Origin of the sequence: Acinetobacter sp. Ac_5812 (genome assembly GCF_013072695.1) — a bacterium.
Taxonomy (GTDB): domain Bacteria; phylum Pseudomonadota; class Gammaproteobacteria; order Pseudomonadales; family Moraxellaceae; genus Acinetobacter.
The window spans coordinates 445,872-462,726 of record NZ_LXUK01000012.1; the positions used below are offsets into that span (position 1 = coordinate 445,872).

Below are 16,855 nucleotides of genomic sequence, written 5' to 3' on the forward strand. Positions count from 1 at the left end.
GACTTTATGAGATTGAATTTAGCAGTTGGGCAATATGACCATTCTTCAAAAATAAAAATGTTTGGTTTGGGAATGGTCTGTGTATTGATGGCAGGCGTGTTGACGGGCTGTAATCAACCAACACCCTCTGAAGCCAAAGCTACGGCACACGATACTTCACTGGAACAGATTCGGAAAAATGGTGTCTTGCGGGTTGGTGTATTTGCGGACAATCCACCGTTTGGATATGTCGATAGTGCAGGCAAAAATCAGGGCTTTGATGTGGCACTGGCTAAGCGTGTCACTCAAGATCTACTTGGCGATGAAAATAAAATTCAGTTTGTGATTGCGGAAGCTGCCAATCGGGTTGAGTTTCTAAAATCAGGAAAAGTTGATGTGGTTTTTGCCAGTTTTTCAGTGACACCAGAACGGCAACAGGTGGTTGATTTTTCCGAACCTTATTTAAAAGCCTCCTTAGGGATTGTCTCACCCAAAGCCAAAGCCATTACCGATGTTAAAAGTCTTGAAGGCAAAACCTTAATTGTAAATAAGGGCTCAAGCTCGGAGATCTATTTCAGTAAAAACTATCCCAAAGTCAAATTGTTGAAATTTGGACAAAATACCGATGCTTTCAATGCGTTGATTGATGGTCGGGGGGATGCCATCTCCCAAGACAGTACCTACGCACTGGCATGGGCAGCCAAGAATCCGAATTATGTGGCGGGTATTCCTCAGATTGGCAATCAAGACTTTATTGCAGCAGGTGTGAAAAAGGGCAACACCCAATTGTTGAACTGGTTGAATGATGAAATCAAGCAGCTCAGGACGACAGGCGAGGTACAGAACATTTATGACCAAACCTTGAAACCGATCTACGGTGAAAAAGTGAATCCCAATATCTTTTTAGATGTTGATACCACGAAGCAATAACAGATTTTAAAACACAAAAAAGGTGAAATTATGCAAACAATAACATTTTCAAATATTCAAAAATTATTGCTGGCTTCTGTATTTAGTTTAGGACTGACAGCATGTAATAAAAATCCACAGACGACTGAAAAGCCCGCAGATACTTCAGCGCAGGTTTCCAGTATTGAACAGATCAAGAAAAACGGTGTGGTTCGTATTGGTGTATTTAGCGACAAGCCGCCGTTTGGTTATCTGGACGCACAAGGTAAAAATCAGGGCTTTGATGTGGAAATTGCCAAACATGTGGCCAAAGATTTATTGGGTGATGAAAATAAAGTTCAGTTTGTACTGACAGAAGCGGCCAATCGAGTGGAATATCTGAAAGCCAATAAAGTGGATATTATTTTTGCCAATTTCACTGTGACGCCTGAACGTGTGCAAGTGGTGGATTTTGCCAAACCCTATCTAAAAGTCGCTTTAGGTGTGGTCTCTCCTAAGAACAAACCAATTACTGATATTGCTCAGTTAAAAGATCAAACCTTATTAGTGAATAAAGGCACCACAGCGGATTCTTTCTTTAGTAAACAGCATCCTGAAATCAAACTGCAAAAGTATGAGCAAAATACTGAAACGTTTGATGCTTTAAAAGATGGTCGAGGCGTGGCCTTGGCCCATGACAATCTTCTAGTCTTAGCTTGGGCAAAAGAAAACCCAAATTATACCGTGGGGATCACCAATCTAGGTGAGCAGGATTTAATTGCACCCGCTGTTCAAAAAGGTAATAAAGAATTGCTGGATTGGTTAAATCAAGATTTGGAAAAACTCGCCAAACAAGGCGTGATCCATCAAGCCTATGAAAAAACTTTAAAACCTGTTTATGGTGATGGCATTCCTGCTAAAGATTTAATTATTGAATAATCATTTTCTATGATCTAAGGGCCAAGCGAGGTTGAATCTTGCTTGGCTTTTTTATAGCTGTAAATCGGTGTTTATTACAAAGTATAGACAGTGATCAAAAAACTGCCGATTAGAATAAAAAAAAACACAGAGAAAAAGCAGATGCAAAGTACAGAAATAGATTTTATTGTTAAAGACACCATGACTGCATTGGCGTTTTATGAGCGGGTTTTTGAGGTCGAAAGAATTGAAGTTGGTGATTTTGTCGTTGGACAAAATAGTGTGATTATGAGTATTCATGGCGTTCATTTTCATATGCTAGATGAAAACCCTGATTTCCAATTGCTTGCACCTACCCAAGAAAGCTATATCCCGATTTGGTTTAATATTACGGTCAATGATATCGAGCAAACCTTACAGCAAGCAGTTGATGCGGGTGCCGCGGTGATTCAAGCAGTGCAGGATATGCCTAAAATGGGCATCAAAAACGCGATGTTTAAAGATCCTTTTGGCTATATGTGGTTATTACATCAGGTGCTCGAAGTGGTTGACTATGAAACACGGGCTCAGTTATTGGCACAACAAGGCTTTCAGCGTAAATCCAGTTAGAGCAAATCAGTCAAATAAAGGCGATCTGATACAGCAAGCGATAAAGTGTATTCGTGCTTGCTGTACTTCAGCTATCTTATCTTTATTCTAAAAAGACTTGGTCAGACTAAACACTGCGGCGGTTTTAACACCTTTTTGATTGCTATCGGAATAACCTGTGTGGTCTAGGTCAGTTCCAATCGCAGCTAATTCAGCATTTAAGTTCATCGGTCTATAATTATAATTCGCTGCAATTTTCCAATCGAAGAAATGATCTTTGGCGGTTCCACCATAAATAGCTTGGCTGGCTTTGGAATAGCCTAAGCTTGCAACTGTAGCAAAGTTGGTTTGTGCAATCGGACTACTATATAAAAAGTTAAAATACCAATTATTGACATTTTCACCGACGTTTTGACGCGTTGCTTTTCCGCCGTATTGAGGGGTATAACTGATACTTGGTGTGAAGCTATCACTATCGTTCAAGACATTGCTTATGATCATTTTGAGATAGTATTCATTATAATTTAAATCACTTTTGCCGATGTAATTATAGCGCAACATACCGAGATCGAGAGTTGGTTGGAACTTAGCTAGATGAATCGGAATTGTGTAACCGATATAAGGATCTAGTTCCAAATGCGCTTCATCACCGAAATCGACATTTGATGCAAATGCCGCGGCATAAAATCCAGAGGAATGGTTTACAACAAAGTTTCCTTGTAATGCTGCATCATTTTTAGTCTGCGTTTGTCCACGCCAGCGATAGTCACTCGCCAAAGCAACATTCCCACTCAGATTGAAATTTGATCCAGTGGTCTGATCGGTTGCCAAAGCATAGCTTGAGCAGAACGTTGTTGTTAAAAGTAGTATATGATGCAAAGCTTTCATGACATCCCTAAATGATGAGTTAATTTAGATGTCATGAATATTATGATTTAATTGATTGATAAATAATAAAATTATCGTAAATTATGCGTAAAAAAAACATAAATTTTGACTGATGATCATATTATTTTGTAGCGTCCTGCACGCTATCTAAACTGATTGCACAACTTAAATAGAGTTGGATAGGTCTAGATAAATTGTATTGGTTAAAACATTGAAGTTTCAACGTTTTAACCTAAGTTTTTAGTGGTCTGTTAAACACAATCTGTCTGGCTTGATCGAATTTCTGGTTGAGAACTTGATATCCAGCTTTGTTTATCTGGAATAAATGACATCGCCCGTTCAGCCAAAGCCGTAATGGTTAGACTTGGATTTACACCCAGATTTGCACTGAGCATTGACCCATCAATCACATATAAATTTTTATAGTTAAAGATACGATTTTGACTATCAATTACACCTTGGTCTGGGGTAGAGGCAATAGCACAGCCTCCCATACAATGGGCGGTAAAGGGCACATTGAATAAGATTTCAGTGAGTGTCGTCATAGGTTGCCCATTAAACATTTTTGCGACTTTCTCAGTAAAAGTATTTGCTTGAGGGATGTAGACAGGCAGGGTTTGGCCTTCACTGGATAAAACCTTGCCAAAAGGCCACCACCAAAGACGTTTTAAGCGCATGTTGATTGAGGCATCTGCAGTTTGCATTACTAGGAAGATGAGGGTTTGCCGTGCGAAACCAATGGGATTACTCATTTTTAAGAAAATAAATGGATGGCAAATTAATGCCCATAACCAATAAAAAATACGTGTCCAACCTGGTTTTCCTTTGGCCATGTAGGTACACATCAAACCCATTGCATCTGAACCATTTTGATATCGGGTCGCTTCAATATGCGTGTCATGGTCAATATAAATACTTGAACCAATGGCAACACCTTTACTCATATCAATATCTTTTCCAAAAAAACGTACACCCAAGATAGATTCGGCATTGGTACGCACACGATTACCTAAATCAGCGGAAATATTGGGTAAAGAGCCTGATTGTTTTAAACGGAACAGCAGTTCTTGAGTTCCAAGTGATGAGGCCGAAAAAATGACATGACGAACCCGCCATGAACGGCGTTGTTTGTTGAACCATGAACTTGAACATTCCGTAATCACTTCATAACCCTCGCTACCATCAACCTTGCCATTTAAAGGTTTAACATCCACGACTTTGGTTTCTGCGTACACTTTTGCCCCATTTTTCTCTGCAAAATATAGATAGTTTTTATCGAGTGTATTTTTTGCATTGTGCTTGCACCCTGTCATACATCCACCGCAGGCGGTGCAGGTGGCTCGTTCGGGACCTGCACCATTGAAATAAGGATCTGGGTAGATTTTTCCACCTTCCTCACCTTGTGGCGGAAAGAAAGTAGCGACACGAGTAGGTTTAAAGGTGTGACCTACACCAACAGCCTCTCCCATTTGTTTTAACATATGGTCAGCTGGACCAAAAATTTTATTGTCAGTTACGCCGAGCATTCGTTCTGCTTCAGCATAGTGTTGCGGCATATCTTCTTTCCAGTTGGCTGCTTCAGCCCAAGAACCTTCATCCCAAATGTGCGTTGGTGGTATGAGGAGGGTATTGGCATAGGTGATTGAGCCTCCGCCCACGGCATTACCGCAAATGATGGTGACATGGCGAAAAAAACGCATATTGAAATAACCAAAAAGTTTCATGCCAGGTCGCCAAATCCAGCGACGGGTGTTCCAGTTAGTTTTTGCAAAATCTTCTGCTTGCCAGCGGCGTCCCATTTCCATGACGGCAACGGAATAGCCTTTTTCAGTTAGACGACAAGCAGAAACACTTCCACCAAATCCTGAACCGATAATGAGATAATCATAGTCATAATTGTTTGTTGTCATGCCGAGAACTCCTTTCAGGCAATATTTTGTATGTTCGGTCGTGCATATCATGCTTTATCTATTTTTACTTTATGCTGCTCCAAGTGTAGGGTCGATGTGAAATAGAGACAATCTGAGGTAATTTAGTGCCATTTTAGATTGGCTTTGTTTATCTTGACGAGAAGTTCATATTTGATTTTGAAAAGAATGATTATAATTTCCATGATAATATAAAGCTATTTTTAGCTTATTTGTTTTATAAACATACAGAATAAAATTATGCTTTGGAGGGGTGTGTTGTTTTGTATACAGAAATAAGTGGTTCTCATATTATTAATCTTATTGTTAAAATCATTATTTAATTATACTTATGCACAAGCGACTACCCGTACCTGAAAATCTTCCCTGTAGATTAACCGATGCTTTTTATCGTATTTATCAGCATTTACCGAAAGGTCATTTAAAAACGTTAGTTGAGTTGGATGATGCTCTGAATCAAGTGAATGCAAGTGATGTCTATGCTCTACAAAACTTCCCACAGAATAATTTTTCAGCATATGCAGGATGGGGTGTTGACTCCAAGCTGACTCAACATGCCAGCCAAAAAAATCCAGTTGTAGTAAAAGATTTGTATTTCTGGAAACAACAATTATATCGCTCTATTAACCCTTATAAATTGAATTTAGCTGGCTGCTTAACAAAGATACCTGAATTTACCAAACTTCCAGAAGGGATGGATGCAATTATTTTAGAAGAGGATAAGCGCTTAGATTTTTCTGATATTGAAAATGTAAAAGTAAAAACTCCTATTGCTGTCATGCATGGTGTTATTCAACAGAGTAGTGTATTTAAGCAAGGTGATTTAATTCTTGAAAAAAATAATAAGATTACACCTGAAAAATTAATTGCATTAAGACGTGCGGGAATTAAAACACTATCGATTTATCGACACCCTAAAATACTGATCGTGAATATGCATCCTTTTGATCAAGAGGATGAGATCAGTGAAGAATGTTTATATATCAAAGATCTGTTAAAAACTTGGGGATATCATCAGGTAGAAATTAAATCACACAAACCAGCACGTTATGATTGTGCTTTTGAAAATCTAAAAAAAGAAAATCATCCCGCATTAGATGAGAGATTGACTGCGGACTGGGAAGAACATCAGCAGTTTTTTGACCAGAAAATACCTGAATTTGACCTGATTTTGTGTTGGTCTCCTTTTAATAGATATTCTTCTGAACTTAAGCTTTCAAGGCTGCCTAATTTTTATCAGGGTATTGGTGAGAGTCCACTGAATACATGTTGTATTCCAGCCAACGAATTCCGAATTTTTAATAGTAATGACCGAAGTCCAAAGATCAGCCAAACTGTGCAACTGTATGATGAAAATGGCAATCATAAAGGATCTCGTGTAGAGATTACTGAAGATAGAACAACGATTATCAGCCTAGCAGGCGATATGCAAGATGTTGCCATGCTAATGCATATGTTTGTGAAATATATTTTAAATAAGCATATTCCCGATTTTTTTGACCATCTATATTTAAAAGGTAAAATCAATCAGCAAATCCAGCCTGACTTAAAGCATCGAAAGTTGTTGTGGGGTCGTTATCAAATGGAGGCAGATGGTCAATATGCGTTACAGTTGATTGAACAACATCCTTACCAGATAGACGCTTTCATTGCAGCCAATTGCATTATTATTCTGCCATTTGCAGAGCATCCGATTCCATCGGGTGAGGAACTTGATTTTATCAAAATAGATTAAATTGGATACTCAGTTGATATTGACTAGGCGCTGGACTATTCAATCCCGACAACAGTCGTAATAAAGGCTGTTGTCATTAAAATGATTCAGCCAAGCGACATTTCAAACAGGATGGCATAGCCCAGCTGTTTGGCAAATTGGGGCTGTTCTCCATGCGAAGTAAAGTTGCATTTATTGAAAGCAGTCAATCGTGATGCTGATCGAAAATCACAATCTAATCATAAAACCTTTTAGGTAGAGAATAATCTCTATGGATTGACCTTTAATACTTCAGTGCTTGCTGTGCTCAATACTGTACCCTCATTTGAGATGGGGATCATCAAGGGGACAGGCTGCCTTGTCGTTTTTTCAATCAGGATGGAATGAGGTTCATTGTTCTCAAAAAGAAATTGTTCCCCCCATTGGCGCAATGCCACCACGATTGGAAACAGCTGTTCGCCTTTGTCCGTCAGAATATATTCTTGATAGCTTGTGCCATCGGAAGCAGCACGTGTTTGCAGAATCTCAGCAGCAATTAATTTATGTAGTCTGTCTGAGAGAATGTTACGCGCGACATTGAGGCTTCGTTGCAGATCACCAAAGCGGTGTAGTCCATCCATTATATCGCGCACAATTAATAAGGACCAACGATCTCCAATCACTTCAACACTCCGTGCAACAGGGCAGAATTCTGGACTCGAAATTTTAGGGTTTGGCATCGCATTCTCAGCAGATTAAGATTGACCTAGTTGCATTTTAAAACTAGATCAATTAGGATTCAACTGGTTTTAATTTGAAACTGGTTTGGGTATATATATGAATATTCCCTGTAGGTCTTGTTTATCCAAAAAGGAAAAACATCTTTTAATTCAGTCAAAAAAATTGCCGACCAGTTTGGTGTGGCTATTTGCCATTGCTAGTGGTCTTAGTGTTGCCAATGTTTATTATGCGCAACCATTGCTTGCTGCAATTGCAACGGATTTGGCAATAAGTTATGCCGCTGTTGGTAGTGTCATTCTCGTGACTCAAATTGGTTGTGCGATCGCTTTAATGTTGTTAGTTCCATTGGGCGATCGAGCCGATCGCAGGCAGTTAATGCTATTACAGCTATTCGGATTGGTGCTTGCATTGACTGCTGTAAGCATCACTAAAACGGCTGTAGGCTTATTTGCAAGTATGTTTGCTGTTGGCATGTTAGGGACTGCCATGACGCAGGGGCTAATTGCCTATGCTGCAAGTGTTTCCGAACCACATGAGCGCGGATACGTCGTTGGCACAGCACAAAGTGGCGTGTTTATCGGATTGTTATTAGCACGTGTTTTTGCTGGCGGTGTTAGCGATTTGGCTGGATGGAGGAGCGTATATTTTTGTGCAGCAACACTGATGTTGATGCTTGCATTCCCACTTTGGAAATCCTTGCCAGTACGATCCAATACACAGAATACGTTGGGTTATCCTCGTTTGATTTTGTCGATGTTAAGTTTGCTTTATCACAATAAACTATTACAAATACGAGGCATATTGGCATTGCTGATGTTTGCAGTGTTTAATATTTTTTGGAGTGCACTGGCTTTATTGTTGAGTTCTCCTCCTTATCAGTATTCACATACCGCTATTGGTGCATTTGGTTTGGTTGGGGTACTGGGTGCTTTGATGGCGACAAAAGCTGGGCAATGGGCAGATCAAGGTTTTGCGCAAAGAACCAGTGGCTTTGCCTTGCTGATTATATTGTTGTCATGGGTTGCATTCGCTCAAATTGAATATTCAATTGTTGCGTTAATCATTGGTATTTTATTACTGGATTTGGGTGGGCAAGCTTTACATGTCACCAATCAAAGCATGATTTTCCAAACCCAACAAGACAACCAAAGCCGCTTGGTTGGACTATATATGTTGTTTTATGCGGCTGGGAGTGGTTTGGGAGCAATCAGCAGTACCCTGACGTATGCACGAGCTGGATGGCAAGGGGTGTGCGTGCTCGGTGCCTGCATCAGCATCATGGCTTTGTTATTTTGGTGGATCACGCGACATGCTAAACAAGACAGCATGTCTGTTTAACGCGCTTGAGTGAATCAGGGCTTTATTCAAATGGCCATGATTCACATCGAGTAGCAGTTCCATGTGATTTTATTCAATTCCGACAACTGTGGTGATATAGGCAGTGGTCATTAAAATCATGAAGCCGAGTGACATTTCAAACAAAATGGCATAGCCGAGTTGTTTTGCAAATTTAGCCTGTTGTAAACGTGGGCTAAAGTACCATTTGTTAAAAGCGGCCAACAGTAAAATGCCAATAACCAAGACGAGCTTAATGATAAAATCTTGTCCATAAGGTGTGGCGATGAGCACATCAAAATCCTTAAACAGGAGTAGTGCAATAGTGATACCGCATGCAATCAGAATACCGACGATAAATGCGGCAATCTGTCCAAATAAATGCATAGATTGTTTTAACGGTAGCCCACTGATAATGTGGCTGGTTTTCCAAAGCGGGTAGAGCGACCCCATCCAAACAGACATTAAAAGCACATGGATCGTCAATAAAAGCTGGGCGAAAGTGGAGAGGTTGGTGACATGGCCGAGTTGAGAAAAACTATAGGCGATCAGCAATACAGGGATCGGCCAAATGCATTTTTCAAACAGGCTAATTTCTGTTCTGTGCATTTTGAGTTTAAAAATCAGCAACGCCAGCAGTAATGCAAAGCTGATCATACGAAGCAGATGGGCATGTCCCGTCGCAGTGTTGATCAGAATGTTGATATAGTTCCAGTCAAACATGCCGAGCAGGCCTGTATTGGCAAAGCTTCCAACTAAAAACAAGAAACCCAGCGTACTGGACATAAAACCAAGGGCGGCCCCAATGGTGATGTAATTGACCATCCCTTTTTTGATTTCAGCATAGTGTCCGAGGAGGAAATAGCTGAATGCACCTCCAATGACAAAAGCAGTACTTAGATATAGGCTAATTTTTATTATCCAAGCGGCGAATATCCAATATTCAGGCATCATTTTTATTCCTAACACCGAGCAACTGGTCAAGGGATGAGATTGGCAAGTTGCTCATCTATTCCAAGTTTGATTTGGCTTATTTCAAAGTAAAACTATATTCACCGTTCATGTTGTGCCCATCTTTGCCCATGGTGCTCCAAAGTACGGTGTATTTACCTTTTTTCAGTGTAGGGATGGCAATATCAAAGGTTTTTTTCAGGTCATGGCTGACCTTGTAATTCAATGGAAGCTCTCGGCGCTGTTCATCTAAAACTTGAATCTTCATTAACATCACCTCATCACCAAAATTAAGGTTTAGATTTTTAGGCTGGGTTGAAACTGTGGTATTTGCTGCAGGTGTAGCACTGATCAAGCTGACATGAGCAAAAGCGGTTGATGTTGCAATCGTTAGGGTTGTACCGATGATCAGGTTGCGCAACATGATTTTACTGTTTTGCACAAAACTCATTTTTTATCCTCTTTTAAAGCATGATGTGGGACTGATGACACAATCGGCGCCATCAGCTTTCATCTTTATTATCCAAGTTGCATCAGTACTTCTGAGCAACAGGAAAATTACGTTTTTGTCATTTTGAGGGTTGTATGTTTGGCTTGAGACTGCGAATCAGAATAGGCAGCGCAAGTAAATAAATAATGACTACACTTAGCCAGATTGCACCCGGCCATTTGGATTGAAATTGAAAATACAGTGTAGAAAATAACAGTGGTGCAAACATGGAGGCCAAGCTGATTGTAGAGGCAATAATGCCTTGAAATTGGCCTTGTTGTTCTGGTGAAACTTTTTGCGAAGCCAAGGCTTGTAATGACGGGGTACCGATACTGCCTAAGGCGAAAAGTGGCATGATGATAAAAATGATCCAAGCTTGTTGAGCAAAAGCCATGATGGATAATGCAATACAAGAGCAACTTATTCCGATAAGGACGGTGTTTCGATCCCCAAATCGTCTGGAGGCATGTTGAGGAATAAAGGCTTGAACCAGCATTTGAGATAAACCAAAAGCAGCTAAAGATAGACCCACCCAAAAACCGTTCCATTGAAAGGTAGCATGTCCCCAAAGCGCCCAGCACACTGCATAAGCTTCACCTGTGCCACTCAAGATAAAAAAGGTGGCAATTAAGGGACGTATATTCGGGATTGATCGAAGCGAGGTAAAGGCTTTAAATGGATTCAGACTCGAAACAGCATTGTTTGAGAGCCCGGTTGTTTTTGACTCAGGCAATGCCCAATAGGCCAGTAAAAAGTTGAGACCTGAAAGAGTGGCTGCGATGATAAAGGGCAGCCTGAGCCAGTAGTCACCCAGCAAACCTCCAAGGATTGGTCCAATAATAAAACCTGCACCAAACATCGCGCTCATGAGCCCAAAGTATTTGGCACGTTGATCTGGTTTGGTTATATCAACAAGATAGGCGGAAGCAACTGACATATTGGCACTGCTCATGCCTGCAATGATTCGACCGATCAATAGCAGCACCAGACTATGTGAAAAGGTCAAGAAAGTGTAGTTGATTGTTGAACCTGCCAATGACAGCAGCAGAATCGGTCGCCGTCCAAATCGGTCACTCAATGCGCCGAGTACAGGTGAAAAGAGGAATTGCATGGCGGCATAGAGACTGCCGAGCAGACCAATGTATAATGCAGTCTGATGACTATGTGTAATATCTTGAAGTAAGGCGGGTAAGATTGGAAAAATCAGCCCGATGCCAATTGCATCTAAAGCAATGGTCGAAAAAATAATAAATAGAGAGCGATTCATAAAGCGTCCTATCGAAAAAGCAGGCACAGAAATACTGTGAGAACCTGTTAACGATGCCTGATAACAACTCAAGCCCTGATGAACGCTGACCGAATCTTAATGATTGGGATATGTGTTGATGTGATATTTTTCGCGAATGAAAAAATATCAACATCAATTTTTCGCGGTTTTTTTTATCGTAACAATGAAAACGAAGGAATCTAGCAAGTTCCAACGATGGCTAAAATTCTAGCACTTAAACGTGCAGAGAAACAAGATCATGTTGATCACTCAGAACTGCAGCAGGCCTGTTGCTATGCTGCAGTTATTGAGTGATGGATTATTTTTTAGTATTCGGCAAGAACGCAGTCATAAAACCTAATAAAGGCAGGAATGAGCAGAGTTTATAGACCCAAACAATACCATGAGTATCGGCCAAATGCCCCAGTCCCGCTGCCCCAATCCCGCCGATCCCGAACATCAGTCCAAACATCAAGCCAGCAACCATACCGACACGACCAGGCAAGGCTTCCTGAGCATACACCACCAAGGCAGAGAAAGCAGAGGATATGACTAAACCAATCACAATTGCTAGGATCGCTGTTCCAGTAAGACCAACATAAGGCAACATCAAGGCAAATGGTGCAACACCCAAGAAGGACACCCAAATCACAGCTTTACGACCGATCCGATCACCGATAGAGCCGCCCGCAAAAGTACCCAGTGCCACTGCGCCTAAAAATATAAATAGATACAGCTGAGAGGTTTGAATAGAAACATTAAAACGTTCAATCAGATAGAAAGTAAAATAATTGGTAATGGCCGCGATATAGATAAATTTGGCAAACATCAACACACAAATCACGGCCATGGCCTGAATCACTAGTTTACGGGTCAAGGTAGAAATGGCCGGTTGACTGGCAGCACGTTGTACAGGTGCTTGATTGACCACCCATTTGGTGACACGTAATAAAACGAAAATCGCCAAAGCAGCAACTAAAACAAAGAGGCCAATAGCACCTTGTCCATTTGGAATAATCACAGCCGCAGCCATTAATGGCCCAATCGCAGAACCGGTATTGCCGCCAACCTGAAACATCGATTGTGCTGTACCAAAACGTCCGCCAGACGCAGTACGGGCGATGCGAGAGGCTTCAGGATGAAAAGTCGATGAACCTACCCCAATCAGTGCAGCAGCAAATAATAAGCTGTGGAAGCTTGCTGCAATCGCCATCAAGCCAATGCCGATGAGTGTGGCTGCCATACCCATCGGCAATAAATAGGGTTTTGGATGTTTATCGGTATATAGCCCAATCCAAGGTTGTAATAAGGATGCGGTAATTTGATAGACCAAGGCAATCCAGCCGATTTGAGCAAAACTTAAGGAAAATTCGGCTTTTAACATCGGATAACTTGCAGTGACTACGGCTTGAATTGAATCATTTAATAGATGGGCAAAAGCAACTGCGCCGACAACACGTAACACGAATTTCTGCGGTTGATCATTGGGGGGAAATTGCTCTTGCGGAAATGCATTCTCAAGAGTGCCTGTATTGCTTGCCATGATTGCTCCAACACGTTATATCAGCTTGAAATGGTGCTGCTGAAAGAGGTTTGTTTTTCAGTGTTTTTATCCTAAACTGAATAGAAATCGGCCCACAATCATATTTGGGACAGATAGTGTCGAGTTCAGGCCATTTTTAAGGAAGGGCAATGCGTAATATTCAGGTCAACGATTATCAGGATGTGGCGCGTGAAGTGATGGCCACGGGCAATGATTATGCTGATGGTCATCTGCTGGCGAGTCATCGCCATCGTCGAGGTCAATGTCTGTATGCGATTACAGGGGTCGTAACGGTCATTACCGCTACTGGCAGTTGGGTGGTGCCACCGAAACGTGCACTTTGGATTCCAGCAGGGATTGACCATGAAGTACACATGGGTGGGATCACCAAAACCCGTAGTGCCTATATTCTCCCTGAAATCGCAAATGCGGCAGGCTTGCCAGCCTATTGTGCAGTGATCAACGTGTCCCCTTTATTGCATGAGCTATTATCGACCGCGGTTGATTTGCCTGTTGAATATGTGTTGGGTAGCCGAGATGATTATCTCATGCGATTAATCATTGCAGAAATTGCACTGATGCCTGAACTGCCTTTAAATGCGCCCTTGCCGCAAGAACCACGGTTAGCCGCCTTATGCCTGCAATTGTTAAAAGCACCTAACTTGGACGATGATCTTGATCAAATTGCAGCACAGGTTGGCATGAGCCGCCGTAACTTTACACGAATTTTTCGGCAGCAAACGGGGATGAGCTTTAGTAACTGGCGCCAGCAAGCCTGTTTACTCAATGCGTTGACCCGTATGGAGTTGGGGCAATCCATTACCTGCGTCGCAATCGAGTTGGGTTATAGCAGTAGCAGTGCTTTTACCGCAGCCTTTAAACGTTCTTTGGGTGTGGCGCCTCGTTTTTATATACAAGGAAAATAAACAAGGGATTGGCATAATTGTGTTAATTTGAATAACTGCATTTATTGCAGCTTCATCTCTCTTGATCGATAAAATATGATTTAAATGACAATATTATGATTTCATTATTAAAACGCTTGGCTTTATCTCATCAAGGTTTAGAAAAAAACAATCGATTTGGTGGGGGCTTATTTGGTACACAACAAGCCATTGAACATCTGGGCTATGTGCAAATTGATACCATTTCAGTGGTGGAACGCGCCCATCATCATGTGCTGTGGAGTCGAGTACCCAATTACCAATTGGGTCATTTAAATCAACTGGTACAAGATCAACTGATTTTTGAACATTGGGCCCATGCAGCATCCTATTTACCGATGCGGGATTATCGCTATGCCATGCCGTTAATGCATTCTATTCGTAATGGAGAAAGCCGTTATTTTTCAAGAGGTGATCAGAAACTGATGCATGAAATTCTGGCTCAGGTGAAAGCCGAAGGCAGAATCCGACTCAGAAATATGCAGAAGGAAAAACGGGAAGGATTAGCAAGCTGGTGGAATGCTGGACCGAGTCGCAAGGCAATTGAACAGTTATTCATGCAAGGTGATTTAATGATCTGTGAACGTAATGGCATGGAGAAGGTGTATGACCTGACCGAACGTTGTATACCGCAAGGTATTGATGTAAGCACACCGACTTTACAGGAATATGCACAGTATTTATTAGATACCACCATACGTGCCCATGGCGTATTTACCTGGAAGCAATTGCTGCATTTAAAAACCAATAAAGATTTACGTGACATCATGCGTAAACTCTTGGACGAACAGATTGATGCAGGTGTGATCAATATGATCAAGCTGGAAAGTGGGCAAACGGTTTATGTGGCCAGCGCCGTGTTGGAACATGAACCCAAGATTGAAGCGGAGGTTAAAATCTTATCTCCGTTTGATAATCTGGTGATTCATCGGGAACGTTTAAGTCGCTTATTTGACTTTGATTATCGCATTGAATGCTATGTACCTGCGGTCAAACGACAATATGGTTATTTTTGCTTACCGTTGCTTTATGCAGATGATTTTGTTGGACGAATCGACTGTAAAGTGCATCGTCGTGAACAAAGATTAGAAGTGATAAGTTTGCATTTAGAAGATGCCAATATGCGAAATCGAGATGAGTTTTTGCTTGCATTAGAACGAGAATTACAATGTTTCGCCCAATTTAATCAGTGTACAACTATTGACCTAGATAAGATCAAGATGCGATAGGGCGAGCCATCTAACGTCGATGCTCGCCGTTTTATTTTAGTCGTCACTTAGCGCTTTAGAATGCTGCGAGCCCTGTCTGGGCGCGACCTAAGATCAAGGCATGCACATCATGGGTGCCTTCATAGGTATTCACAACTTCAAGATTAACCAGATGACGGGCGACACCAAATTCATCACTGATTCCGTTTCCGCCCAACATATCTCGCGCCAAACGGGCAATCTCCAAGGCCTTACCACAGTTATTACGTTTAATCAGAGAGGTCGCTTCAACTGAGGCAATACCATCATCTTTCATTCGACCAAAACGAAGGGCAAGCTGTAGGCCGAGCGCAATTTCTGTTTGCATGTCGGCTAATTTTTTTTGAATCAGTTGGTTGGCAGCCAGTGGCTTGCCAAATTGCTTTCGATCCAGTGTGTATTGGCGTGCAGTATGCCAGCAAAACTCGGCTGCACCCATGGCGCCCCAAGCAATACCATAACGGGCACTGTTCAAGCAGGTGAAAGGGCCCTTTAAACCACGAACGTCTGGAAATGCATTTTCTTCAGGAACAAAGACTTGATCCATCACAATTTCACCTGTAATAGATGCTCTTAAGCCGACTTTACCGTGAATTGAAGGCGCAGAAAGCCCTTGCCAGCCTTTTTCTAAAATAAAGCCGCGAATCGGGCCGACATTGCCTTCAGGCGAAAGCTCTTTGGCCCACACCACAAATACATCCGCAATCGGACTGTTGGTAATCCACATCTTGGCGCCAGTTAAACGATAGCCACCTGCTACTTTTTTGGCGCGACAGGCCATACTGCCTGGATCTGAACCATGATCTGGTTCGGTTAGACCAAAGCAGCCAATCCATTCACCTGACGCAAGTTTGGGCAAGTATTTTTGCTTTTGCTGTTCAGTCCCGAATTCATGAATGGGAACCATCACCAACGAACTTTGCACACTGGCCATTGAGCGATAGCCCGAGTCCACGCGCTCAATTTCACGGGCAATCAGACCATAACTCACATAATTTAAGCCAGCACCGCCATATTGTTCTGGGATGGTGGGTCCGAGCAGGCCTAATTCACCCATTTCCTTAAAGATGTGCGGATCGGTTGTTTCATGACGGAATTGATCAAGTACCCGTGGCATTAACTGGTCTTGGCAGAAAGCATGGGCTGTATCACGAATCATGCGTTCTTCTTGACTTAGTTGTTGTTCAATTAAAAAAGGGTCATTCCACTGAAACTCGAGGCGGCTCATTGTTTATTCCTTGATCATTGTTTTTTGCAATTTCTTGTCAGTAGTTTTTTTAACTTGAGCGTTCAAGTGCATTCAAGTTAAGTAGAGATACTTTAACTTATTTGGGGAATGCATCAATTAAATTTCTATTCGATGCGTGCTCTATTCTGGGTTTATCGTCTATTGAATTTAGGGTTTGTTAGCTCTGGGATTTTTACAATGCGTCTGGATTAACATGCCATCAAACA

General features: G+C 41.6%; 15 protein-coding genes and 1 pseudogene. 7 read left to right on the forward strand and 9 right to left on the reverse strand.

Annotated elements, in window-relative coordinates; genetic code table 11:
- Window positions 1-6: 6 nt before the first annotated feature.
- The 3 genes from A7P55_RS11145 to A7P55_RS11155 all read left to right on the forward strand — a co-directional run bounded on the left by A7P55_RS11145 (window position 7) and on the right by A7P55_RS11155 (window position 2,394).
- Window positions 7-909, forward strand: a complete 903-nt coding sequence (locus tag A7P55_RS11145; protein WP_171552127.1) for a transporter substrate-binding domain-containing protein — start codon at window positions 7-9, stop codon at window positions 907-909.
- A 30-nt stretch (window positions 910-939) separates the two neighbouring features.
- A complete protein-coding gene (locus tag A7P55_RS11150; protein WP_171552128.1) occupies window positions 940-1,806 on the forward strand; it encodes a cysteine ABC transporter substrate-binding protein in 867 nt (288 codons plus the stop codon).
- 141 nt (window positions 1,807-1,947) lie between these two features.
- The gene (locus tag A7P55_RS11155) at window positions 1,948-2,394 is read left to right on the forward strand and encodes a VOC family protein (RefSeq protein WP_171552129.1); all 447 of its coding nucleotides are present in this window, start codon (window positions 1,948-1,950) and stop codon (window positions 2,392-2,394) included.
- 87 nt (window positions 2,395-2,481) lie between these two features.
- Here A7P55_RS11155 and A7P55_RS11160 read toward each other — a convergent pair whose 3' ends face one another.
- On the reverse strand, window positions 2,482-3,261 hold the full coding sequence (locus A7P55_RS11160; protein ID WP_171552130.1) for a TorF family putative porin: 780 nt from the start codon (window positions 3,259-3,261) through the stop codon (window positions 2,482-2,484).
- 251 nt (window positions 3,262-3,512) lie between these two features.
- A complete protein-coding gene (locus A7P55_RS11165; RefSeq protein WP_354667321.1) occupies window positions 3,513-5,171 on the reverse strand; it encodes a GMC family oxidoreductase in 1,659 nt (552 codons plus the stop codon).
- 349 nt (window positions 5,172-5,520) lie between these two features.
- On the opposite strand from A7P55_RS11165, the gene A7P55_RS11170 reads away from it, so the two are divergent.
- A complete protein-coding gene (locus A7P55_RS11170; protein ID WP_171552131.1) occupies window positions 5,521-6,924 on the forward strand; it encodes a molybdenum cofactor biosysnthesis protein MoeA in 1,404 nt (467 codons plus the stop codon).
- Between the two features lie 86 nt (window positions 6,925-7,010).
- Here A7P55_RS11170 and A7P55_RS22615 read toward each other — a convergent pair.
- Window positions 7,011-7,152: pseudogene (locus tag A7P55_RS22615) on the reverse strand (copper resistance protein CopD); the annotation flags it as partial.
- A 20-nt stretch (window positions 7,153-7,172) separates the two neighbouring features.
- Window positions 7,173-7,622, reverse strand: a complete 450-nt coding sequence (locus tag A7P55_RS11175; RefSeq protein WP_171552132.1) for a helix-turn-helix domain-containing protein — start codon at window positions 7,620-7,622, stop codon at window positions 7,173-7,175.
- A gap of 97 nt (window positions 7,623-7,719) precedes the next feature.
- On the opposite strand from A7P55_RS11175, the gene A7P55_RS11180 reads away from it, so the two are divergent.
- Window positions 7,720-8,961, forward strand: a complete 1,242-nt coding sequence (locus A7P55_RS11180; protein ID WP_171552133.1) for an MFS transporter — start codon at window positions 7,720-7,722, stop codon at window positions 8,959-8,961.
- Window positions 8,962-9,030: 69 nt separating this feature from the next.
- Here A7P55_RS11180 and A7P55_RS11185 read toward each other — a convergent pair whose 3' ends face one another.
- The 4 genes from A7P55_RS11185 to A7P55_RS11200 all read right to left on the reverse strand — a co-directional run bounded on the left by A7P55_RS11185 (window position 9,031) and on the right by A7P55_RS11200 (window position 13,209).
- On the reverse strand, window positions 9,031-9,912 hold the full coding sequence (locus A7P55_RS11185; RefSeq protein WP_171552134.1) for a CopD family protein: 882 nt from the start codon (window positions 9,910-9,912) through the stop codon (window positions 9,031-9,033).
- A gap of 76 nt (window positions 9,913-9,988) precedes the next feature.
- Window positions 9,989-10,360, reverse strand: a complete 372-nt coding sequence (locus A7P55_RS11190; RefSeq protein WP_171552135.1) for a copper resistance protein CopC — start codon at window positions 10,358-10,360, stop codon at window positions 9,989-9,991.
- A gap of 118 nt (window positions 10,361-10,478) precedes the next feature.
- Window positions 10,479-11,666, reverse strand: coding sequence for a TCR/Tet family MFS transporter (locus tag A7P55_RS11195; RefSeq protein WP_171552136.1), 1,188 nt, complete (start codon window positions 11,664-11,666; stop codon window positions 10,479-10,481).
- Window positions 11,667-11,985: 319 nt separating this feature from the next.
- Complete coding sequence (locus tag A7P55_RS11200; RefSeq protein ID WP_171552137.1) at window positions 11,986-13,209, reverse strand: MFS transporter; 1,224 nt, start codon at window positions 13,207-13,209, stop codon at window positions 11,986-11,988.
- A 149-nt stretch (window positions 13,210-13,358) separates the two neighbouring features.
- On the opposite strand from A7P55_RS11200, the gene A7P55_RS11205 reads away from it, so the two are divergent.
- Window positions 13,359-14,135, forward strand: a complete 777-nt coding sequence (locus tag A7P55_RS11205) for a helix-turn-helix transcriptional regulator (protein ID WP_171552138.1) — start codon at window positions 13,359-13,361, stop codon at window positions 14,133-14,135.
- Between the two features lie 95 nt (window positions 14,136-14,230).
- Window positions 14,231-15,382, forward strand: coding sequence for a crosslink repair DNA glycosylase YcaQ family protein (locus A7P55_RS11210; protein ID WP_171552139.1), 1,152 nt, complete (start codon window positions 14,231-14,233; stop codon window positions 15,380-15,382).
- A 55-nt stretch (window positions 15,383-15,437) separates the two neighbouring features.
- On the opposite strand, the gene A7P55_RS11215 is transcribed toward A7P55_RS11210, so the two are convergent.
- Entirely contained in the window at window positions 15,438-16,628 is a 1,191-nt protein-coding gene (locus A7P55_RS11215; RefSeq protein ID WP_171552140.1) for an acyl-CoA dehydrogenase, read from the reverse strand.
- Window positions 16,629-16,855 lie beyond the last annotated feature (227 nt).